Origin of the sequence: Nocardia sp. NPDC005366, assembly GCF_040606855.1 — a bacterium.
Taxonomy (GTDB): Bacteria; Actinomycetota; Actinomycetes; order Mycobacteriales; family Mycobacteriaceae; genus Nocardia.
In genome coordinates this window covers 104,922-127,579 of the sequence record NZ_JBEXFQ010000010.1, presented here as the reverse complement: position 1 = coordinate 127,579, position 22,658 = coordinate 104,922, and the positions used below count along the sequence as shown (strand labels likewise).

General features: G+C 68.0%; 16 protein-coding genes. 7 read left to right on the top strand and 9 right to left on the bottom strand.

Features of this window, described 5'->3' with window-relative positions; translation table 11 throughout:
- Window positions 1–81: 81 nt before the first annotated feature.
- The 4 genes from speD to ABZS43_RS14310 all read right to left on the bottom strand — a co-directional run bounded on the left by speD (window position 82) and on the right by ABZS43_RS14310 (window position 6,068).
- Entirely contained in the window at window positions 82–1,290 is a 1,209-nt protein-coding gene (gene speD, locus ABZS43_RS14325; RefSeq protein WP_355036306.1) for an adenosylmethionine decarboxylase, read from the bottom strand.
- Window positions 1,291–1,298: 8 nt separating this feature from the next.
- Window positions 1,299–2,399 carry a type III PLP-dependent enzyme gene (locus tag ABZS43_RS14320; RefSeq protein WP_355036305.1) on the bottom strand — a complete coding sequence of 367 codons (1,101 nt, stop codon included), beginning with the start codon at window positions 2,397–2,399 and terminating at the stop codon, window positions 1,299–1,301.
- A 165-nt stretch (window positions 2,400–2,564) separates the two neighbouring features.
- On the bottom strand, window positions 2,565–5,063 hold the full coding sequence (locus ABZS43_RS14315; RefSeq protein WP_355036304.1) for a DUF3516 domain-containing protein: 2,499 nt from the start codon (window positions 5,061–5,063) through the stop codon (window positions 2,565–2,567).
- A 63-nt stretch (window positions 5,064–5,126) separates the two neighbouring features.
- Window positions 5,127–6,068 carry a PAC2 family protein gene (locus ABZS43_RS14310; RefSeq protein WP_355036303.1) on the bottom strand — a complete coding sequence of 314 codons (942 nt, stop codon included), beginning with the start codon at window positions 6,066–6,068 and terminating at the stop codon, window positions 5,127–5,129.
- Window positions 6,069–6,350: 282 nt separating this feature from the next.
- Between ABZS43_RS14310 and ABZS43_RS14305 the strand changes: the two genes are divergently transcribed.
- Window positions 6,351–7,061, top strand: coding sequence for a sensor domain-containing protein (locus ABZS43_RS14305; RefSeq protein ID WP_355036302.1), 711 nt, complete (start codon window positions 6,351–6,353; stop codon window positions 7,059–7,061).
- A 192-nt stretch (window positions 7,062–7,253) separates the two neighbouring features.
- The gene (locus ABZS43_RS14300) at window positions 7,254–8,624 is read left to right on the top strand and encodes a DUF4192 domain-containing protein (protein WP_355036301.1); all 1,371 of its coding nucleotides are present in this window, start codon (window positions 7,254–7,256) and stop codon (window positions 8,622–8,624) included.
- A gap of 61 nt (window positions 8,625–8,685) precedes the next feature.
- On the opposite strand, the gene ABZS43_RS14295 is transcribed toward ABZS43_RS14300, so the two are convergent.
- The gene (locus ABZS43_RS14295) at window positions 8,686–11,253 is read right to left on the bottom strand and encodes a cytochrome P450 (RefSeq protein WP_355036300.1); all 2,568 of its coding nucleotides are present in this window, start codon (window positions 11,251–11,253) and stop codon (window positions 8,686–8,688) included.
- Window positions 11,254–11,402: 149 nt separating this feature from the next.
- Here ABZS43_RS14295 and ABZS43_RS14290 point away from each other — a divergent pair, with 149 nt between their 5' ends.
- Together ABZS43_RS14290 and ABZS43_RS14285 are read left to right on the top strand one after the other, a co-directional pair.
- Window positions 11,403–12,680, top strand: coding sequence for a glycosyltransferase (locus ABZS43_RS14290; RefSeq protein WP_355036299.1), 1,278 nt, complete (start codon window positions 11,403–11,405; stop codon window positions 12,678–12,680).
- Complete coding sequence (locus ABZS43_RS14285) at window positions 12,677–13,438, top strand: ABC transporter permease (protein WP_355036298.1); 762 nt, start codon at window positions 12,677–12,679, stop codon at window positions 13,436–13,438. The genes ABZS43_RS14290 and ABZS43_RS14285 overlap by 4 nt, the downstream gene beginning before the upstream one ends.
- Window position 13,439: 1 nt before the next feature.
- Here the strand turns inward: ABZS43_RS14285 and galE are convergent, their stop codons facing one another.
- Window positions 13,440–14,420: a UDP-glucose 4-epimerase GalE gene (gene galE / locus ABZS43_RS14280; protein WP_355036297.1), complete on the bottom strand. Its 981-nt coding sequence runs from the start codon at window positions 14,418–14,420 to the stop codon at window positions 13,440–13,442.
- A 2-nt stretch (window positions 14,421–14,422) separates the two neighbouring features.
- Window positions 14,423–15,109 carry a metal-dependent transcriptional regulator gene (locus ABZS43_RS14275; RefSeq protein ID WP_355036296.1) on the bottom strand — a complete coding sequence of 229 codons (687 nt, stop codon included), beginning with the start codon at window positions 15,107–15,109 and terminating at the stop codon, window positions 14,423–14,425.
- A 363-nt stretch (window positions 15,110–15,472) separates the two neighbouring features.
- On the opposite strand from ABZS43_RS14275, the gene ABZS43_RS14270 reads away from it, so the two are divergent.
- The 3 genes from ABZS43_RS14270 (at window position 15,473) to ABZS43_RS14260 (ending at window position 19,703) form a co-directional block, all read left to right on the top strand.
- Window positions 15,473–16,627 (top strand): acetoin utilization protein AcuC, encoded by a 1,155-nt coding sequence (locus ABZS43_RS14270; RefSeq protein ID WP_355036403.1) that lies wholly within the window; start codon window positions 15,473–15,475, stop codon window positions 16,625–16,627.
- Complete coding sequence (locus ABZS43_RS14265) at window positions 16,620–19,307, top strand: GNAT family N-acetyltransferase (protein ID WP_355036295.1); 2,688 nt, start codon at window positions 16,620–16,622, stop codon at window positions 19,305–19,307. Before ABZS43_RS14270 ends, ABZS43_RS14265 begins: the two co-directional genes overlap by 8 nt.
- 90 nt (window positions 19,308–19,397) lie before the next feature.
- Entirely contained in the window at window positions 19,398–19,703 is a 306-nt protein-coding gene (locus ABZS43_RS14260) for a DUF4333 domain-containing protein (RefSeq protein WP_355036294.1), read from the top strand.
- A 185-nt stretch (window positions 19,704–19,888) separates the two neighbouring features.
- On the opposite strand, the gene ABZS43_RS14255 is transcribed toward ABZS43_RS14260, so the two are convergent.
- Window positions 19,889–20,857 (bottom strand): sigma-70 family RNA polymerase sigma factor, encoded by a 969-nt coding sequence (locus ABZS43_RS14255; RefSeq protein WP_355036293.1) that lies wholly within the window; start codon window positions 20,855–20,857, stop codon window positions 19,889–19,891.
- Between the two features lie 229 nt (window positions 20,858–21,086).
- Window positions 21,087–22,604: a methyltransferase gene (locus tag ABZS43_RS14250; protein ID WP_355036292.1), complete on the bottom strand. Its 1,518-nt coding sequence runs from the start codon at window positions 22,602–22,604 to the stop codon at window positions 21,087–21,089.
- Between the last annotated feature and the right edge of the window lie 54 nt (window positions 22,605–22,658).

Genomic DNA, 22,658 nt, shown 5'->3' with positions numbered 1-22,658 from the left:
TGCGGACCGGCACGATACGAAACGCTTCGGCGCCGGAGGTGGGAAAACCTTTGGCGCCGAGGCGTTGTCGTCGATTTCCTGCTATCGCTGCGCGCGCAGGGCGTACGGCTCGATCGCGCCGCGGATCAGGGCCCGCGCATCGATGGTCTCCGGCCGATAGGGCAGGGTGACCAGGCGATCGGTCATACCCGGCACCGGATCGCCGACCTGCTCGTTGAGACCGAACAGGAAAGACCATTCGTGTTCGTCGCTGGTGTAGAGCACCACGGTGCCGAACTGTTCGTGGAAGCGCTGCCAGGATCGCTTGAGAGTCTCGTTGCGCCACATGGTCGCGCACCCGGCCTGGGCGCTGAGCACGCCGCCCGGGGCGAGCAGCGCTCGACATCGGGACAGGAATTCCGATTCGTAGAGGCGATTGTGCTGCGCGTCCTCGACCCGCTCGTCGGGCAGATCGATCACGATGACGTCGTAGCGGGTGCCCGAGCGCTGGGCATTCGCGAGGAAATCCCAGCCGTCGGCGTAATGCACCGTGATCGGGCCCTCGCCCTTGACGGCGTCGGCCAACTCGCCGCTGGTGTAGCCGTAGGGCAGATATTCGGCGCAGAGCTCGACCTCGAGCTGATCGATATCGACGTGGTCGACGTGGACGGCGCCCGCCGCGACCGACATCTGACTGGCCACGCCCTCGCCCGAACCGATGATCAGCACCCGATCGAGCTTCTCGGCCAGCACGAAGGCGGGGACCATCATCGCCTCGTGGTAGGTCAGCTGGGAGAATTCGGTGGACTGGCGGTCGTCGTCGGAGAACAGGCTGATGCCCTGTTCGGTCCGCGCGATCACCATGTGCTGGAACGGGGTACGGGTGTCGACGATGACGTCGCGCAGATCCCAGGTACGGGTCAGCCCCGCGCCCACCGGTTCCTGGATCTTCTCCGCACCGTGTCCGCGCTGGATGACCTGCATGCGAACAGCTTTGGGAGACAACTTGTCTCGCAGCCCGTCGACCGCCTTCGTCGCGCCCGCGCCGATGCTGCCGCAGGTGAAGACGTCGACGAAGATGTCGCCGGACTCCGGATAGGTGTGAATCGAGGCGTGGGACTCCGACAACAGCGCGAGGACGGTCACCCCCTGCGGATCGAACTTTTTGTGCACGACATCGCAGATGGTGACGCCCGCCGCGATCAGAGATTCACGCAACGCCGATTCGAGTCGTTCGAGGTCGTTGCACAGGGTCGCATCGACACCACCGAACTCGGCCAGCACGTGCCAGCCGGTGAATTCCGCCGTCATGGGCAAACTCACTCTCGCTCAGCGCCCGAGACATGAACGGTCAAGGGCGGAAAACCATTGAAGGACACCGACGAGTAGCTCGCGGTATAGGCGCCGGTGTGGAGGATCCTGATGGGATCACCGGCTCGCAACGTGGTCGGTAGAAGGACGCGCGTGCGTTGATACAGTACATCGTCGCCATCACAGGTCGGGCCGGCGACCACCGCCTCGTCGACGGGATCGCCGTCGCGGTCGGTGACGAATCGGTAGGCGATGTATTCGTTCTCCGTCTCGGCCATGCCGTTGTAGCGGCCGATGTCCAGATACACCCAGCGCCGTCCGTCGGGCGCGATACGCACGCCGACGACCTCGGCGTGGATGGTGCCCGCGTCCGCGACCAGCGCGCGGCCGGGTTCGACCACGAGCGCGGTTGTCGTGGGCAGGAATTCGGCCGCGGCGGCATCGATCACCGACGTGATCGCGCCGAGGTCGGGCGCGGCGTCGGCGTAGGAGATCGGAAGGCCGCCACCGATATTGACGGTTCGGACGACGATATCCTTGGCTGCCAGCGCGTCGACGATCTCGGCGGCCTGCGCGATACCGATCCGCCAGGCTTCGGGGTCCAGTTGCTGCGATCCCACGTGGAAGTACGGTCCGGCGACGACGAGTCCGAGGTCACGGGCGCGCACGAGCAGCCGGAGAGCCTCGGCGGGCGCGCAGCCGAATTTGGTGCCGAACGGGGTGCGCGAGGGCGGCGCGCAGGACAGGAAACGGCATTCGACCTCGGAGCCCGGCGCGTATTCGGCGACGCGCAGCAGATCGTCCTCGGTGTCGAAGGCGTAGCGACGCACGCCGAGGGCGTAGGCGCGCGCGATGTCGGCGGCCTTCTTGATGGGGTTGCCGTAGCAGAGGGTGGCGGGCTCGACGCCCAGATCCAGGCACTGGACGATTTCGCCGATACTGGCGACATCGAATTCGGCGCCTTCGGCGGCGAGCAGGGTGATGAGCTCGTCCACCGGACTTGCTTTGACTGCGTAGCGGATGCGTGCCGCGGGCATGACCGCGGAAAGTGCGCGATAATTCTCGCGAACTCTTCCAGGGTCGATGACAAGGTAAGGCGATTCGGGCATAGTTGATCTTTCGCGTCGGCAGCGGGGGAGAGAGTATCAGCGGCCGGTACCCAGAAACGAATCAGTCGAAACCACGATTCGCGACAGGGTGGGCCACCGCGCGGCCCGCAACGGCAGAACGCTGCTGACCAGCGAGGATGGCGGGAATCGACGGGTCGGCTGGTCTCAGCCCGCGGTGACGGTGATCTCGTCGAAGACGACCTCGCCCGCCGCGTCGGATTCGGTCAGATCGACGGTGGCGTCGACCGACCACCCGTGATCGCCCGCCGGGTCGTCGAGTACCTGGCGCACCTGCCAGAAACCGGGTCTTCGTTCGATCTGGAACAGCTGTGGTCCGCGCGCGTCGGGGCCGATGCCGATACGTTCGTATTCGGCGAAATAGGGCGCCAGCGCGGCCTCCCAGTCGGGGCCCGCACCGAGATCGTCGAGAGCGTCCCAGTGCCGCAGGGCAGCCAGTTCGACGCGGCGGAACATGGCATTGCGGACCATCACCCGGAAGGCGCGCTCGTTGGCGGTGATCGGGCGAATGGTCTCCGCGCCGAAGGCCACCTGATCGGTGTCGGTCTCCGCACCGGGATTGGTGAGTTGCTCCCATTCGTCGAGCAGACTCGAATCCACCTGCCGGATGAGCTCACCGAGCCATTCGGTGATGTCCTCCAACTCCTCGGTGCGCGCCGATTCGGGGACGGTCCGGCGCAGCGCGCGGTAGGCGTCGGCCAGGTAGCGCAGGACGATGCCCTCCGAGCGTGCCAATTCGTAGAACGAGATCAACTCGGCGAAGGTCATCGAGCGTTCGATCATGTCGCGCACCACCGATTTCGGTGACGGCGCGAATTCCGACACCCACGGATGTCCGCCGCGGTAGGTCTCGAAGGCGGGTTCGATCAGTTCGGCCAGCGGCTTGGGCCAGGTGACCTCTTCGAGCAGTTCCATCCGCTCGTCGTATTCGATGCCGTCGGCCTTCATCTCCTGGATCGCCGCGCCGCGCGCCTTGTGCTGCTGGGCCATCAGCAACTGGCGCGGATCCTCCAGGGTGGATTCGATGAGCGACACCACATCGAGGGTATAGCCCGTCGCCTCTTTGTCGAGCAGATCGAAAGCCGCGAGGGCGAAGGGTGACAGCGGCTGGTCGAGAGCGAAATCGCGCTGTAGGTCCACCGTGAGCCGCGCCCGTCTGCCCTGTGCGTCCGGTTCCGGAAGTTGTTGCACCACACCGGCATCGCGCAGGGCCCGATAGAGACGGATAGCGCGCAGGATATGCCGGCGCTGGGCCGGTCGCGGTTCGTGATTGTCCTCGAGCAGATGGCGCATCGCGTCGAAACAGTTTCCGGGACGGGCGATCACGTTGAGCAGCAGCGCGTTGGTCACCGAGAATCTGGACACCATCGGCTCGGGCTGGGCGGTGACGAGACGGTCGAAGGTCTCCTCGCTCCAGGAGACGAAACCCTCGGGCGGTTTGCGGCGCTGCACCTTGCGCTGTTTCTTCGGATCGTCGCCCGCCTTGGCGAGCAGGCGGGTGTTCTCCACCTCGTGTTCTGGCGCCTGCACCACCACGGTGCCCATGGTGTCGAAGCCCGCCCGGCCCGCGCGTCCGGCGATCTGGTGGAATTCGCGGGCCTTGAGCCTGCGGGTGCGCACGCCGTCGTATTTGGTGAGTCCGGTGAGCAGCACCGTGCGGATCGGCACGTTGATGCCGACGCCGAGGGTATCGGTGCCGCAGACCACCTTCAGCAGCCCCTCCTGGGCCAGCCGCTCCACCAGCCGCCGGTATTTGGGCAGCATCCCCGCGTGGTGTACGCCGATGCCGTGGCGGATCAGCCGGGACAGGGTTTTGCCGAAACCCGCCGCGAAGCGGAATTCGCCGATGGCCGCGGCGATGGCGTCCTTCTCGGCGCGGCTGGCGAAGTTGACGCTGGTCAGCGCCTGCGCCCTCTCCAGTGCGGCGGCCTGGGTGAAATGCACGACGTAGACGGGAGCCTGGTGGGTGGTGACCAGTTCCTCCAGCGTTTCGGTGATGGGCGTGCGCGCGTAGGAATAGCTCAGTGGCACAGGACGTTCGGTACCCGCGACGATCGCCGTCGGATTGCCGGTGCGCCGCTCGAGGTCGGAGGCGAAGAAGTCGACCTCGCCCAATGTGGCCGACATCAACAGGAATTGCGCGCGCGGCAGCTCCAACAGCGGAACCTGCCAGGCCCAACCGCGATCCGGATCGGCGTAGAAGTGGAATTCGTCCATCACGACCTGGCCGACATCGGCGGCCGAGCCCTCGCGCAGCGCCATATTCGCCAGGATCTCGGCGGTGGCGCAGATGATGGGGGCGTCCGCGTTGACCGCGGCGTCACCGGTCACCATCCCCACCCGGTCCGCGCCGAATACCTCGCACAGGGCGAAGAATTTCTCGCTGACCAGGGCTTTGATCGGGGCGGTGTAGTAGGTGCGCTGCCCACGGGTGAGGGCGAACAGGTGGGCCCCCACGGCGACGAGTGATTTTCCGGACCCGGTCGGGGTCGCCAGAATGACATTGGATCCGGACGCGAGCTCGAGCAGCGCCTCGTCCTGCGCGGGATATAGGGGGGTGCCCCGTTCGGCGGCCCACGCGCCGAAGGTTTCGTACAGTGCGTCGGCGTCGGTCCCCGGTATCTCGAGCAGTTCGGTCAGATCCACTCCGACCACCCTACGTGCTCGCCGATGGTGATCCGAGCTGGGAGTTACCTGTTCGTCGCGCGATCAGCCCTGCTGGGCCGCATCGCCGTCCCAGCCGCCCTGTTCGGCGAGGAAACGCTCGAACTCGGCGCCGAGTTCGTCACCGCTCGGCAGTTCGCCGTCGCTGGCCAGCAGGCTGGACTGCTGCTCCTGGGCGGTGACGAAGCTGTCGTACTGGCGTTCCAGCGCGTGGACAACGGTTTCGACCTCGGAGTTGCCCGCGATGTGCTCGTTCACCTGCTCGCGTACCCGGGCGGCGGATTCCCCCAACGCGGCCAGCGGAATCTCCAATCCGGCGTTGTCGGCGACATTTTCGAGCAGTGTTTGCGCGGCCTCGGGATAGGCGGTCTGCGCCAGGTAGTGCGGCACATGCACCGAGAACCCGACCGATTCGTGCCCGTGCTGGGCCATGCGGTACTCCAGCAACGACGACGCGCTGCCCGGCACCTGCAGCTCGCCCGGCCAACGCTGGTGGTCGGCGATCAGATCACGATCCGACGAATGCGCGGTGACGCCGAGCGGACGGGTATGCGGGATGGCCATCGGGATCGCGCTGAGTCCGATGCTGCGGCGTACGCCGAGCTGTTCGGCCAGCAATCGCACCGCCGTGGTGAATTTCTCCCAGCGCAGGTCCGGTTCGATCCCGGCGAGCAGCAGGAACGGGGTTCCCGCGGTATCGCGGAGCGCCCAGAGATTGAGCTCCGGCTCGGCGTAGTCGGAGAAGTGATCGGTCTTGAATGTCATGAGTGGGCGCCGCGAGCGGTAGTCGAGCAACTCGTCCACGGCGAACGAGGCGACCAGTTCGCTTTCGAGGCTTTCGCGCAGGTGCGTGGTGGCCAACCGGACCGCGTGACCGGCGTCGGTGAAACCTTCCAGTCCGTGCACAAGGACCGGACCCGCGCCATCGGCGGATGACAGCTGCGGAGCGGGAAACTCCAGTTCGTACATTCGCGACTCGTAGTCCATCGCGTACTCCTTCCTGCGCGGTCCGCACCTGCGAGCCGGATGCGGTCCGGGACCTCAGTGCCCCGGCACCCGATGTGCGCCGCGCGCGGGGGAAACCTTCTCCATTGTCCCCCATGGCGGTGACAAGCACCGCGCACGGTGCTACACCGACCCATATACCCAGCCAACAGCGGGATAGTCGTCAGCATTCCCGCGCTGTGCAATTCGCACCACGCAAGCCTCGGGGACCGACGTCGGCGTGGCATCGTGGACGACCTCGGCGAGTTTGGCACAGTGTGGCGTGTGACAGGGCCGGTTTCGACCAAGGGGGTCACCCTCGCCGTATCCGGCGTGATCGCGGTCCTCGCCTCGCTACTGACCGGCTGTGGCTCGCAAGTACCCGGACAGCCCGTCGCCGTGAAGCAGACCGCGGTCACGAGATATGTCAGCGCGGGACTCGGGACGCTGCTGCCCGACCCGTCGCAGTTCCCCGCGCGATATCCCGCGGTGGTGCTACCGCCGGAGGCGGCGGCGCAGGCGGCGGGTGATCTGACGGGAGTCCCGCGTGGCGCCACGGTGCGGCCTCGAGAGTGCGCCCCGCCGCAGCAGGGTTTCGGGCCGGATGAGACGGCGGTCACGGTCGGCACCGACAACGAGAACCGCGCCACCTTGACGGTGGAGTTGACTCGCACCACACAGCCGCTGTCCGCGCTGCGCGAACAACTGGCGCGCTGTGGGGAGATGCGGGTGACAGGGTCGGGAACGACGACAACGGTGCGGACCGAACTCCAGGATCGGCCGCGTGTCGACGCCGACGACGCGCTGGCCCTGCGGCGCACCGTGCTACCCGACACCGGTCGCGCGGGACTGACGCAGTCCATGCAGACCCGCACCGCGCAGGTAGAGGATGTGCGAATCACCGTGACGTACATGACATTCAGCGATGCGGAACCCGATGCGGCGGCGCTGGAGGAAATATTCTCCAGCGCCGTGGAGAAGGTGCGCGCGGCCTAGCGCCGGGTGACAGGCGGCGATCCACCGCAACAAGGCCTGCGCGGCGGGTCGACCGGCGCGTACCGCCGACACCGAACGCCGAGGTAGAGGGCGAATCACCGGAGTTATCCCCAGCCGGGGTGTTATCCCCAGAGATGTGAAAGCCCAGGTCGACGCGCGGTCTCCCCGAGGGCGACGGTGCAGGCTCGGCCCGTGACCACATCGACAGAACCCCACGATCCCGCCGCCGACTCCGCCGCGCCGCCCCACCTCGTCCCCGTGACATCGCCGCGCGCCTGCCGCGATGTCGCCAGGCAGGTGGCGGGGCGGCCCACCGCGCGGCCGGCCGTCCACGCCCCGACCTCCGGGGCGCGGATCAGCCGAATACCGAATGCCGAAGACGCTTTCGACGACAGTGCGAGCACGGAGATTCGTTCGTCGGGCGTCTGCGGTGAATCCACGCCGCGGTATCGGGACAGCGACCACGCGCGGTCGTTGCGCGTCGACGATCCGGGAGGGCTGATCGCGGCGATACCCGCGCTGGTTGGTTTCGCCCCGCAGCGATCGCTGGTGGTCGCGGTGCTGCGGTCGGGGGTGTCGGACGCGGCGAGTCCCATGATCGAGGCGGTGGCGCGATTCGATCTCGATCCGGACGACGGGCGGCGCGGGAAGGCCGCGATGGTCACGGCCTGTATCGCGCAGATCTGCGCGGTGGAGCAGGCGCGGGAGGTGCTGGCGGTCGTCGTCGACGATCGGCTGGCCGAACCAGCGCGGGACGGCATGGGCACACCGTCCGACGCCGAGATCGCCACGTTGATCACCGCCATCGACAAGCGGCTGACCCGGCGCGGGATCGACATCGGCGGGGCCTGGGCGGTGCGGGCGATCGAGGCGGATCGGCGCTGGTGGAGCCTGTTCGATCGGGATCACCATGGCCGGGTCCCGGATCCGGCGGCCTCGGAGGTGACGCTGGCTCACGTACTCGACGGGCGGCCGATCCACGGGTCGCGCTCCGAACTCACCGCACTCGTCGCGGCCGACGAAGAGCTCGGCGCCGAGGTCGCCGCGCTCCTGCCCGGCGCGCTCGCCACGGCACGCGAGCGCTTCACCGGGGCCGTCGACCACGGAGATCTCGACGGCTATCGCCGCAACGCGCTCGAGTATGTGCTGTGGCAGATCGCCGACGTCGAGTCCGGCGCTGTTCCCACGGCCGTCGAGATCGCGGAACTCGTTGCGGCGCTGCGGGATCGCGCGGTACGTGACACGATGTTCGCCCTCGCCGTCGGCGACCACGCCGGTGCGGCGGAAAGTCTCTGGCTCACCCTGGTGCGCGCTCTGTCCGGTCCCGATCGCGCCGAAGCCGCCGCTCTCCTCGGCTACAGCGCCTATATCCGCGGCGACGGGCCGTTCGCCGGCATCGCCCTGGACGCGGCGCTGCTGGCCGACCCGTTCCACCCGATGGCGCTGCTGCTGGAAACGTCGTTGCGGGCCGGTATGCGTCCCGAATCCCTGCGTCGCTTGGCACGCAGTGGGTACGCGACCGCGTCCCGTCTCGGCATCGAACTCGGCCCAACGGTGCGTTGACCGCATGGTGCGGGCGTATGTCGTCGTGGCTCGATCGGCGCGGCGCGGTGTACGGGGACGGCTAACGCGGATGCAGAGTGACCGGCAGAGCCGACGGCGACAGCACGAAGTCGCGGTTGGACGCGCGCACCACATAGCCGGGATCGGGCGTCGGACGCCAGCGGGCGAGCAGCGCCGCGGAGGCGAGGGCGATCTCGAGCGTCGCGAAATGGTCGCCGAGGCAGCGGCGACGGCCCACACCGAAGGAAAGACTGGCCTTCTTGTCGATCTCGCCCGCTCGTTCCGGCGACCAGCGATCCGGATCGAAGGTCTCGGGGGCGGGGAAGTAGCGCCGATCGTGCTGAATCATGTAGGGGCTGAACATGACCGCCGTGCCGTTCGGGATGGTGAGCCCGCCGACGGTGACATCGCCGTGCGCGTTACCCGCGCTGATCCACGGGCCCCAGAACCGAAGCGTTTCCGCCACCACCTGTTTGAGGTAGGGCAGCGCGGGCAGATGCCCCGGGCGGACCGGGCCGGATCCGACGACCGCGTCGAGTTCGGCATAGAGTCGCTCGGCGATGGCGGGTCGCAGCATGACTTCGTGCCACAGCCAGCCCGCCAGCGACGCCATGGAGCCGACGCCGCCCGCGAGCATCAGAATCGCCTCGTCGATGATGTGCTCATCAGACAGTTTCGCGCCGGTCTCGGCGTCGGTGTGCCGAATCAGCGCGGAGACCACATCGTTGAAATCCTCGTCGCGACGGCGGTATTCGGCGATGACGCCGCCGATGACGCCGCGGAGGTGGCGCGCCTTTCTTCGCCAGCGCAGATTGGCGACCACGCGCAGCCTGCGCAGTTGCGGCGGCAGCGCCGTGCGCAGGATGACCTGACTGAGCAGCCACGGCACATTGTCGCGAATCGCGCGACGGGCTTCGTCGCTGAAATCGGCCGTGAACAGCGTCGAGGAGACCGTGTCGAGGATGAGTCCGTGGGCTTCGTCCATCAGATTCACCCGCACGCCCGCGGGCAGTCCCGCCGACCACACTGCGGCGATCTCGGCCGCCGATGCGGTGTACTCGGCGAGGCGACTCTGGCGCAACGCGGGCGCGATCATCCGCCTGCGCAGTTTGTGCTCCTCGCCGCGCAGCACATTCACCGAACCGCCCGCGACGTCCTCGATCGCCTCGCGCAGATCGTCGCGGTTGAATTCCGCGTCGCCGAGGCCGATCTCGCGGACCAGATCCGGGGTGGTGAGCAGATATCCGGTCTTGCTCCCGAAATAGATGCGCACGATCGGGCCGAGTTCGGACAGCGATGTCACGAATACCGGGGCGTCGCGCAACGCTCGCAGACTGTGGCCGACCAGCGGCAGCGGTCCCGGCGCGGTCGGAACCTCCGCCAAGGTGCGCGGCATGACCTGTTGCGGCGGGGCGGCCGACGTCGCCACGGCGTCGCGGTAGACCGCGAGCACGCCGCCGATCTGGTGCGACTGCCGCACGGATTCGTCGCGACCGCTGAGCGCTTCGCGCATTCGCGCGAGTGCCACGGGATCGGATGCCAGCTCGGCGAGGATTTCCGCTATCGCGGCGGCCGACGGATCCGCGGCGCGCCGGCCGCCACCCTGCGGCACCGATTCGGCGAGATCGGGATCGCAGTAGACGATCGGCAAACCGACTGCCACCGCCTCCAACAGCACCATCCCCTGGGTGTCGAAACCGCACGAGGTGAACAGCAGTGCGTCGGCAGCGCTCGCGGCCGCGATCCACTCGGCCTGGGTGATGCTGCCGTGCAGGGTGATCCGGTCCGCCAGCCCGTATTCGGCGATCGCGGCGGCGGCGTCGGCACGCAGACCGCCCGCACCGTAGATATCCAGGGTGCACCGTTCGACGCGCCGGACGGCATCGATGGCTTCGAGCAGACGCTTCTCCGGGGAGAGCCTGCCGCACCAGACCAGCCGCAGCGGGTCGTTCGCCTGCCGGGTGGGAGGTGCGGTGGCGCGCGGACCGTCGAGGAGTGCGTCATCGACGCCATTGGACACCACTCGCAGCGGCTTCGTCAGGCCGTGCGCGAGCAACGCGTCCGCGAAATGTCGGGTCGGCGCGATCACCCGGTCCGCCGCTTGGGCCTGCCCCGCGACGGTCCACCACGCGTGGCGCGCGGCCCGGCTTTCGGCGCGATGGGGCATGTGATGGTTGTGCGGGACGAATCGGCCGTGCAGGGCGCGCAGCGCGAGCGCCGCGGCGTACGGCGCGGGGGAGGTGTGCTCGATGAACGCGTCGTCTCGGCTCTGCGCGGTGTGCACCAACGGGAGCCGGTGTCGCCGTGCCGCTTTCATCCCGGCGATGGCGACGCCGTAGGTGGTGTGGGTGTGCACCAGATCGACCGGCCCGCGCGCGGCGAATACCGCGTCGATCAGTGCGGCGTTACGCGCGGTGGGGACAACCATCGCGAAACCGTTCACCGCGATACCGCCGAAGGGATACAACTCGACGATTTCCCGCTGCGCCCGATCCTGCCGTGCTCCATCCTGCGCGCCGGGCATCGGCGCGACGACGAGAGTGACACGGTGGCCGGCGTGTTCGAGTCCGCGGCACAGCGAGGCGACGGCGGTCTGGACTCCACCGAGTGTGTCCGGGTGGTAGTCCATGAACATCGCTATGTGCACAATGAGGCACTGTACTGACACCCGATGTCCGGCGAGGGCGCATTGCGCCAGGGATCGACGCCATGACCTCGGCGCAGGCAGCAGTGTCGCGCGACAGTGCCGTGGCGAACGACAGGATCGAGAAAGGCGCCGTGAGAATTTCGATTCCGCTCACCGGAACCAGGGGTGACGTGCAACCGGTTGTGGCATTGGGGCTCGAGCTGCGGCGCCGCGGACATGACGTACTGTTGGGCGCCCCGCCCAATCTGGTCGATTTCGTCGCCGCGACGGGTTTGGCGGTGCGCGCCTGCGGACCGGATATCCAGCAGCTCTACAGCTCCGACGAGGGACAGCGGGCCCTCGCGGCGGGGAACACACTGCGACTGATGCATTTGGTCGCGCGACAGATGGCCGGATACGCCGAGCAGATGAATCGCGAGGTCATCGATGTCTGCGCGGGAGCCGATCTGATCGTCGCCACGACGGTCACCGAGGACAGAGCGAGTTCGGTCGCCGAAGCGCTGGATATTCCGCTGGCGAGTCTGCATTACTTCCCGTGCCGTGACAACGCGGCGTACCCGTTTCCCGGTTCGCTGCCGCCGCAGTGGAATCCGCCCGCGCCGGTCAATCGAGCCACCTGGCTGCTCGCCGAGAATGTGCGCCGGATCGTGTTCATGCGGTATCTCAACGCCCTGCGCGCGACGTTGGGACTGCCGAAGTCACGGGCCGGCACCGCCGCGGTGCTGGCCCGCGCCGACGTTCCCGAAGTACAGATCTACGATCCGGCGCTGGTGCCCGGCCTGCCCGAACTGTGGGGTGCGCGCAGGCCGTTCACCGGATTCATGACCCTCGACCACGCGGCGCGCGAAGCGGTCGGCGATCTGTCGGGCGACCACCGAACCATCCTGTCCTGGATCGACGAAGGCGCACCGCCGGTGTTCTTCGGATTCGGCAGTATGCCGATCCGGGATACCGCCGCGGTGCTGGCGATGGTTCGCGAGGTGTCGGCGCGGCTCGGTGTGCGGGCGCTGGTGAGCGCGGGCTGGAGTGATCTGGACTTGGCCGACGCGCAGGCGGGCCGCGACGTCAAGGTGGTCGGCCCGTTCGCCCACGACGTGGTTTTCCCCCGATGCGCCGCCGCGGTCCATCACGGAGGGATCGGGACGCTGTTCGAGAGTCTGCGGGCCGGATTGCCGACGCTCGTGTGCTCGGTATCGTTCGAACAGCCGATGTGGGGCGGGCAGGTCGAACGTCTCGGGGTCGGTGCGCATCTGCCGTTCACGCGACTGAACCCCCCTCGGCTCGCGCACGCCGTGGCGTCACTGCTGACACCCGAACGCAAGGCCGCCGCCGCCGCGTTCGCGACGACGCTCATCACCGAGGGCGCCTGCGCCCACACCGCCGACATCGTCGAGGGGCGAGCCCGGTGACCGCCCATATCGTCGCCGACACCTGTGTCATGCTGCGCCGCTGCGCCCGCCACACCCTGCGCAGCCGCGACACCCTGATCATCTCCTTGCTGATGCCGGTCCTCGTCATGCTGCTGTTCACCTACGTCTTCGGCGGCGCCATCGACGTGGGCGGACCGTATCTCGACTATGTGGTGCCGGGAATCATGTTGCTGTGCACCGGTTTCGGATCCTCGATCACCGCCACCGCGGTGTCGGCCGATATGACTCGGGGCAGTGTCGACCGGTTCCGCACGCTGCCCATGTTCCGCCAGGCGGTGCTGGCCGGACATGTGGCCGAAGGTGTGCTGCGCAATCTGGCGGCCATCGCGATCGCGGTGGGCGTCGCGGTCGCGCTCGGCTACCGGCCGCGCGCGGCCCCGTGGGAATGGCTGGCGGCGGTCGCGGTGATCACGCTGTTCGTGACGGCGATCTCGTGGATCGCCGTCGCGCTCGGGCTGGTTGCCAAGAATCCGGAGGCGGCGGGCGGGCTGACCTACGCCATCATGTTCATTCCGTATATCAGCAGTGCTTTCGTCCAGACCGCCACGATGCCGGGCTGGTTACGCGGCTTCGCCGACTATCAACCCGCCACCCCCGTCATCGACACCGTGCGCAGCCTGCTCGACGCGTCGGGGACAGGAGGTGACGTCATCCCAGCGGTCGCGTGGTGCCTGGTGCTCGGGGCGCTCGGCTTCGCCGGTGCGAGTGTCGTATTCGGCAGGCTGGCGCACCGCTGAACTAGCGCGCGCTGTGCGCGCGGGAGCCGAGGGACTGTAGGAAGGTCCACGCGTCAGCGACGATCTCGTCGAGGTCGTTGTGCACGGGTTTCCAACCCAGTTCCGCGACGGCGCGGGCGCTAGAGGCGATGAGCACGGCCGGGTCGCCGGGGCGGCGCGGTGCGTCCTGGGCGGTGATGGGCAGGCCGGTGACCCGTTCGCACGCCGAGATCACCTCGCGCACCGAGAACCCGGTGCCGCTGCCGAGGTTGTAGATCCGATGCAGGCCGGGCTCGGCGGTCGCCAGTGCCAGCAGGTGGGCCTGGGCGAGGTCGCGGATGTGGATGTAGTCGCGGACCGCGGTTCCGTCCTCGGTCGGCCAGTCGGTGCCGAAGACCGAGATGGCCTTGCGGTGACCGAGGGCGACCTGGAGTACCAGCGGGATGAGATGGGTTTCCACGACTCGGTTCTCGCCGAGGCCGCCATAGGCGCCCGCGACGTTGAAGTAGCGCAGGCTGGTCGCGGCGAGACCGTGCGCGACCGCATAGGAGGTGATGGCGTGGTCGATGGCGAGTTTCGACGCGCCGTACGGGTTGGTGGGTCGCGGCGGCGCGTCCTCGGTGATGGGCACCTGTTCGGGTTCGCCGTAGACGGCGGCGGTGGAGGAGAACACGAGCCGGGGCGTGCCCGCGTGCCTCATCGCCTCCAGCAGTTCCAGCGTCTTCACCACGTTGCCGTGCCAGTACTTCTCCGGTTGCTGCACGGATTCGCCGACCAGCGACTGCGCCGCGAAATGTAGGACGCCATCGAAGGTTTCAGCCCGTAGCAGTGCGGGCGCGGCATCGGCGATATCGCCGACGACCAATCGCGCGCCTACGGGAACGCCATCGGCGTTACCGGTGCTCAGATCGTCGACGACGACGACCTCGTGACCGTCTTCCAGCAGGACCTGCGCGCAGACACCACCGACGTAGCCGGCACCACCCGTGACCAGAAGTTTCACTCTCAGACCAGCTTCACCTGGATGGCATGAGCCATTTCGTCGGACAATTCGAACCCATTGTGACCCGGCACGGTGATGACCACCGAACCAGGCCTGTTCTCGACCGTGACGCGCGCGTCCGGCACCACGCCCGCCTCGCGCAGCCGACCGATGACCTCGGGGTCGGTCTGGATATGTTCGGCGAGCCTGCGTACGACCACGGCGTGCACGGGGCCTTGCGGCAGCTCGGACAGGCGCATCAGGCGCTCTTGAGAGTCGGAGGAGGCGGCGATTCCGAGTTCGTCCAAGCCCGGGATGGGGTTGCCGTAGGGGGAGGTGGTGGGGTGGTTGAGCACCTCGACGAGGCGCCGCTCGACGTCCTCGCTCATGACGTGTTCCCAGCGGCAGGCCTCGGCGTGCACGTTCTGCCAATCCAGCCCGATGATGTCGACGAGCAGTCGTTCCGCCAAGCGGTGTTTACGCATCACCGCGACAGCCATGCCGCGGCCCTTGTCGGTCAACTCCAGGTGACGGTCACCGGCGACCAGCAGCAAACCGTCGCGCTCCATTCGCGCGACAGTCTGGCTCACCGTCGGACCACTCTGTTCGAGGCGTTCGGCTATGCGGGCGCGCAGGGGCACCACGCCCTCCTCTTCGAGGTCGTAGATGGTACGGAGGTACATCTCCGTAGTGTCGACCAGATCCTTCACCTGTTACCCCTTCGTTGGCACGAATTCTACCTACGCGCTACAGCACTTACGCTCGCGCGATCATCGTGCGTCGCGCGGTCGCCACGCATCGTCGACGACGACCGCGCTACGCGCCCGCCGTGGGAATTCCGTCGGGGCACCGCATGCCGGGCGTGTACGTGATAGATCTATTTCTACTGCATAGGAACGTCGCGCGGGGTCGCCAGCTTCCCGCGTACCGTTGCGATCATGGCCACTACACCCCGCGGTGAACACTCGATACCGCTCCGGACCGCGCCTGCACCGCCCCCAGCGACATCCGGTCGAGGAACAGTGGTCTGGACAGACCGTTTCCTGGAGTACGCGTGGACTCCGCAGCACCCGATGAAACCGGCGCGCTTGAAGTTCACCATGGCGCTCGCCGAAAGTCTCGGATTGCTGGAAGGAATCGAGCCGCTGGGGCCGGAACCAGCGGGGATGAACGAGCTATTGCGGGTCCACACCGCCGAGTACATCGAGGCCGTCAAGCACGCCGTGCAGCCGCTCGGCGAACCGCAGGCGCCGCCGTTCGGGCTCGGTTCGCCGGATAATCCGATTTTTCCGCAGATGCACAGCGCGGCCTCGGTGATCGTTGGAGGCACCCTGGCCGCCGCCCGCGAGATCGCCGAGGGGCGCACTCGGCGCGCGGTCAGCATCGGCGGTGGCATGCATCACGCCATGGCGAATTCGGCATCGGGGTTCTGCGTCTACAACGACGCGGCGGTGGCGATCTCCTGGCTGCTCGATCACGGTTTCGACCGCATCGCCTACCTGGATGTGGACGTCCATCACGGTGACGGGGTGCAGCGGGCGTTCTACGGCGATCCCCGGGTGCTGACCGTGTCGATCCACCAGCATCCGGCGACGCTGTGGCCGAATACCGGCTGGCCGGAGGAAACCGGGATGGGCGCGGCCGAGGGCACCGCGATCAATCTGGCGGTGCTGCCAGGCACCCGGGACGCGCAGTGGTTACGGGGATTCCACGCCGTCGTACCCGGTGCGCTCGCCGCCTTCCGGCCGCAGATCGTGGTGAGCCAGTGCGGAGTCGACACCCACCGTGAGGATCCTCTCGCCGATCTCGAACTGACCGTGGACGGTCAGCGCGCGGCATTCCTGGCCATGCGAGATCTGGCCGACCGTTACGCCGAGGGGCGCTGGCTCGCGGTCGGCGGCGGCGGATACGGGCTGTTCCGGGTGGTGCCGCGGGCATGGACCCACTTGCTGGCCGCCGCGCTGGATCGTGACATCGCCCCGGAAACCGCGGTGCCGCAGGACTGGATCGATATGATTCGCACCGAGGCGCCCGCCCTCGACCCGCCGCGGACCATGGGAGACGGCGGCGACATCGCCTTTCGGCCGTGGGACGGGCCCGGCGGCACAGGCGAGACCGGCGACGCGCGGTTCGACCGCGCCCAGCGCGCCATCGACACGGCTGTACTGGCCACGCGCAGAGCGAGCTTCGGGCTGCTCGGTTTGGATCCGGAGGACCCACGTGACTGATTCGGTACCCGTCCCGGATTCCCCGGACACCCCGGCGGTGCCGCCACCGCCGCCGGTGCACTGGTTCGCCGACGTGCTCGCCTCCGACGGCCGGGTGGTGCGGTTGCGCCCGATCGTCCCTGACGACGCGGATCCGCTCCAGGAATTCCACGCCGCGCTCTCCGATCGCACCCGCTACCTGCGTTACTTCGGCCCCTATCCCCGGATTTCGGTGAAGGATCTGTACCGGACCACCCATGTCGACTACCACGATCGGGTCGGACTGGTCATCGAACTCGGCGAGCAGATCATCGCGGTGGGCCGCTACGAATTGCTGGACCGGCCCGGGCCGCGCGCCGCCGAGGTCGCGTTCGTGGTGGCCGACGAACATCAGGGGCGCGGTCTGGGTTCGATCCTGCTCGAGCACCTGGCCGGTTCTGCCGCCGAGAACAAGATCGAGACCTTCGTCGCGGAGGTGCTCGCGGAGAACACCACCATGGTGACGGTCTTCCGGGAGGCCGGCTACCAGGTGGAACGCAGCCGCGACGGTTCGGTGCTGCACCTGGAATTCGCCATCGATCCCACCGAAGCCCTTGTTTCCGTGCGGGATGCGCGTGAGCGCGCCTCCGAGGCGCGCAGCGTGGGCAATCTGCTCGCGCCGGGTTCGGTAGCGGTCATCGGCGCGACGCCCGCACCGGGCCGCGTCGGCGGGGTGGTGCTGGGCAATCTGCTCTCGGGCGGGTTCCAGGGGCCGGTGTATCCGGTGAACCCCAACCGGCGGTCGGTCCGCGGGGTGCGCGCGTACCCGACGGTGCGCGATATCCCGGACGAGGTGGATCTGGCCCTGGTCGCCGTGCCCGCCGCCGCCATCGGTTCGGTACTCGACGACTGTATGGCCAAGGGCGTCAAAGGTCTGGTGGTGCTGACCGCGGGGTTCGGCGAGACCGGGCCCGAGGGGTTCGCCGCCGAACGCGATCTGGTGGCCGCGGCGCGCGGGCACGGCATGCGGGTCGTAGGTCCGAGCGCGCTCGGTATCGCCAATACCGATCCGGCGGTGTCGTTGAACGCTACCCTCGCCACGATCCTGCCCGCGCGCGGGCGCATCGGATTCTTCTGCCAGTCGGGCCCGCTCGGCGCGGCCATTCTTGGCGAGGCCGCGGCGCGCAACCTCGGTCTGTCGACCTTCGTCTCGGCGGGTAACCGCGCCGATGTCTCCGGCAACGACCTGCTCCAGTACTGGGACACCGCGCCCGATACCGACGTGATCCTGCTCTACCTGGAGAGTTTCGGCAATCCGCGCAAATTCTCGCGAATCGCGCGCCGGGTCGCCCGTACCAAACCGATTGTGGCGGTGAGCAGTGGCCGCCTCGCCGCACGCGCTCAGCCGGCCGGCGATATGGATCGCTCGATCGTGCGGGATCTGTTCGCGCAGGCGGGAATCGTGCAGGTCGATTCGATCTCCGAACTCTTCGACTGCGCCGCGCTTCTCGGCTATCAGCCATTGCCCGCGGGCGGCAGGCTCGCGGTGATCAGCAACAGCACCGCGCTGAGCTGGCTTGCCGTCGACGCGGCGCGCGGCTACGGACTCGAGGTCGGCGAGCCGGTGAATCTCGGTCCGCAGGCGACGCCGGGGTCCTACCTCGACGCCGCGGTCGCCGCGCTGGCCGACGACGAGATCGATTCCGTCCTCGTGGTTTTCGCACCCCCGGTGCCGACGCCGATGGCCGGATTCGCCGACGCGATACGTGCCGCCGCCGCTCGAATGCCCGAGGCGAGTAAACCCATTCTCACCACATTCGTGGCCGAGCAGGGGATACCGAATCTCTTGGCGGTGCGCGGGCCGGGCGGCAGCGTCGTGCGCGGCTCCATCCCGTCGTATCCGGATCCCGAACGTGCCGCGCGGGCCCTGGCCCGGGTCCGTCGATACGCCGAGTGGCGCACCAAACCGGTGTCGGCGGTCGTGCGGCCGGAGGGGATGGATACCGAACGCGCCCGAGCGCTGGTCACCGGCTGGATGCAGGAGGGAGGCGGGCGCTGGCTGACCGATCTGGAAGCGGTGCGACTACTCGAGTGCTACGGCATCGAGGTCGTCGCATTCCGCGAGGTACGCAGCGCGGAGGAGGCGGTCGAGGCCGCCGATGAACTCGGATATCCGGTCGCGGCCAAGGCCACCGGCGAAGTGTGGCGGCGCCGTCCCGATCTCAGCGGGGTCCGATTGGATCTGTGGCGTCCCGAAGCCGTGCGCCAGGCCTACCGCGATCTGGTCGAGATCTGCGGCGATCCGGTGCTGCACATCCAGCAGATGGCTCCGACCGGCGTCGGCTGCGTTCTGCGGGTCCAGGACGATCCGTCCTTCGGCTCGGTGATCGAATTCGGTTTGTCCGGCATGATCATCGAACTGCTCGGCGACCGCGCCTACCGCGCCCTGCCGCTCACCGAGGACGAATCGATCGCCCTCATCGACGCGCCCCGCGCGGCAGCCCTGCTCTCGGGTACTCCCGCGAGTCCACGCGTCGACAAGGCGGCCCTCGTCGAACTCGCCCAGCGTATTTCGGCACTGTTCGACGATCTGCCCGAACTCCGCGAACTGTCCTGCGAGCCGGTGCTGGCATCCCCGACCTCTGCCGCGATCCTGTACGCCCGTGTCCGAATAGGCCCGGAGCCGAGCCGATTCGACAGTGGTCCACGTCGACTCGCCTGACACGCCGAACCGGGCGGGCGTAGTTAACACCCCGTGACGGTTTTCCGATCTTGGGGGACCATCGATGTTCCCCCAAGAGAGGCGTTCACCATGAAGAAGCTCGGTTCGATCGCGCTGCCCCTGCTCGCGTGCGCGCTCGCGGCGTGTTCGGTCTCCATCGGTTCCGATCCCAAGATCGGCGAAGCCGAATTGGAGAAGTCGGTCAAGCAGACGTTGACCGAGCAGGTGGGCCAGGAGCCGGACGGGATCGATTGCCCTGGAGATCTGAAGGGCACCGTCGGCACCACCATGCGCTGCACCCTGTCCGCGGGCGGGGATCAGCTCGGTCTGACGGTCACGGTCACCAGTGTCGAGAACGATACGGTGAAGTACGACGTCGAGGTTGATCAGAGCTGATCGGACCCCGGCGCACTTCCCGCATGGCGCGGGGGTGGACATCGCTGGAGTGACAGAGTTCGCCGACCGGTTCGCGCGAGCCCGGAGGGGGCGGGACGCGCGGCGCCGGTCGGCGCTCGACGGTGACCGTTGCCGATCACCGAGTCGTCAGGGGACCCTTCGAAATCGTTCGGTGTCCCCGGCGATCAACTGGCGTAGGCCCGCAGGCGGTCGGCCCGCTCGCCCTTGCGCAGCTTGGACATGACCTCGCGCTCGATCTGACGAACTCGTTCGCGCGAGAGCCCGAACAGTTTGCCGATCTGGTCGAGGGTGCGCGGCTGGCCGTCGTCCAGGCCGAAGCGCAACCGGATGACCTGCTGTTCGCGCTCGTCCAGGGTGGCGAGCACGCTGCGTACGTCGTGATGCAGCAGACCCGCGATGACAGCGGATTCGGCCGAGGTGGCCTCGGAATCCTCGATGAAATCGCCGAGCGGGGCCTCTTCGTCGTTGCCGACGGGCATATCCAGGCTTACCGGATCGCGGCTGTGGTCGAGCAGATCGGAAATCTTTTCGACCGGAATGCCCGATTCGTTGGCCAATTCCTCGTCGGTGGCCTCGCGACCGAGTTGCTGGTGCAGCTCACGCTTGATTCTGGCCAGTTTGTTCACCTGCTCCACCAGATGGACGGGCAGGCGGATGGTGCGACTCTGATCGGCCATGCCACGAGTGATGGCCTGGCGGATCCACCAGGTGGCATAGGTGGAGAACTTGAAGCCCTTGGCGTAGTCGAACTTCTCCATCGCGCGGATCAGTCCGAGGTTGCCTTCCTGGATGAGGTCGAGCAGCGGCATGCCGCGACCGGTGTACCGCTTGGCGAGGGAGACGACGAGGCGCAGGTTGGCTTCGAGCAGATGCGCGCGGGCGGCCTGGCCTTCACGCACGATGATGGCCAGATCGCGCTTGCGGGTGGCCGACAGCCGTTTGCCGGTCTCCAGCAGATTCTGCGCGTACAGGCCCGCCTCGATGCGCTTGGCCAGCTCGACCTCGTCGGCGGCCGTAAGCAGTGCGGTGCGACCTATACCATTGAGGTATACGCGTACAAGGTCGGCGGCAGGGCTCTGGGCGTCGAGGTCCGAATCGCTGGGTCGCACACGAGTGGTGGCGGGGCTTGTCATGACTTGCCTCCTGTCGGTGGTGTCTCACTCCGAATAACGGACCCGACTCAGAGAAAGTTCCCGCTCGAGGCTGTGATAAACCGCTCTGAACTGGGGGTTTCACGGCCTTCTGCTGAGAAGTTCCTGAGAACCCCCACGGTCCGGAACACGCTGTGTCCCGGTGCCGTCCGTGCTCGCGGTGTGCTCGTATCCCTCGTGCGCACGACCTTCGTGCGCCACGGCACCCCTGCTACACGGGACGAATCAATCCGTGTCGAACAAGTCCCGCGACTACGGACAGCGCGTCGGCGGCGAATTCGGCGCTCACCTCATCGGAGCCGTTGGCCAGGGCCAGTAGTTCGATCAACTCGTCCAACGACAGACCATCCGGTCGCATTCCCGCGACCAGTGAGATGGTCGACTCGTCCACCTCGTGCTGCCAGCGCGGACCGTCCCCGCGGTGCAGCCGCGCCACCTGCTGTCGCCACCCCTCGTCGCTGGGCAGATAGACGCGTTCCAGCGCCGTGGCCCTGTCCACCGAGAAACGTGACGACCAGGCCAGATCGTTATCGCTCGCGACCGCGCGCAACCAGGCCGAGCGCTCGAAGTAACCGCAGGCCTCCTCGCCGAGCGGATCGTCGAATCCGTGCGTGAGATCCTCGGCCAGCAGTTCGGTGGGGCCGTCGACGGCACGCAGGTAGACGAATCCGAAGCCGATCCCCTCGACCCGTGCCGTGGCGAACGCGTCGAGCCACTCTTCGGCGCGCGCCTGCGCCGCCGGATCGCGCGGATCGAGTCCGGCGTCACGTAGCCAGGTGCCGACGTAGAGGGCGGGATCGGCGACGTCACGCTGGACGACCCAGGCATCCACGCCGTGGTCGGGCAGCCACAATGAGACCCGCTGTCGCCAGTCCTGCCCGTCCGCGTGCACCCACGCGGCGAGCATCGCGGCGGTACCGCCGGGGGCGAGCAGATCCGCGGCCTGCGAGATCACCAGTTCGCTCGCGCCGTCCATGGCCAGCCCGGAGTCGCGGTAGGTGTGCTCGATCCGCGCCGGACCGACCACGAACGGCGGATTCGCCACCACCTGGTCGAAACGTCGTCCCTCGACCGGTTCGAACCACGAGCCCTCCACCAGGTCGATATCCAGCTCGTTGAGTGCGGCGGTGGCCTCGGCCAGCCACAGCGCCCGTGGATTCACGTCGGTGGCGGTGACCGAGCGCGCGTAGGACGCGGCGTGCACCGCCTGCACGCCGCACCCGGTGCCCAGATCCAGCACCGAACCGACGGGCCGGGTGGGGGTGGCGCGCAACAGCGACAGCGAGGCGTGGCCGACGCCGAGGACGTGCTCCTCGGTGAGCGTGCGCCTGCGCATCGAATCGTCCAGATCGGACAGGATCCACCGGTTGCCCTCGCCCAGGTCGAGCGGTCGCAGATCCAGCGCGGCACGCAGGCGGTCGCCGTCGCGTTCCAGCAGTCCCGCCGCGACGGCGCGGTCGAGATCGAGCGGCGCGAGGGCGGCGGCGACCTCGCGTTCGGCGAGTGCGTCACCAAGGAGCAGCAGCCTGATCAGGCTGCCGAGCTCACCCGCCGCTCGAGCGGCCCGCCGCACCGGAACCGGTTCCTGCCGCCCGAGTGCCGAGTGCACGTCCGGCCCCAGGGCCTCGAGCAGGGTGTCGGCGTCGTAGCCGACTCGGGTCAGCGCGGTGCGCAGGTCCGGGCACAGCGCGGTGAGCAGGGATCCGGTGGTGGTTCGTTGCGAAGACACACCGGTACTCTGCCACCGCGACAGACCGGGCCTCGGGCACCTGTCCGCCGTGTC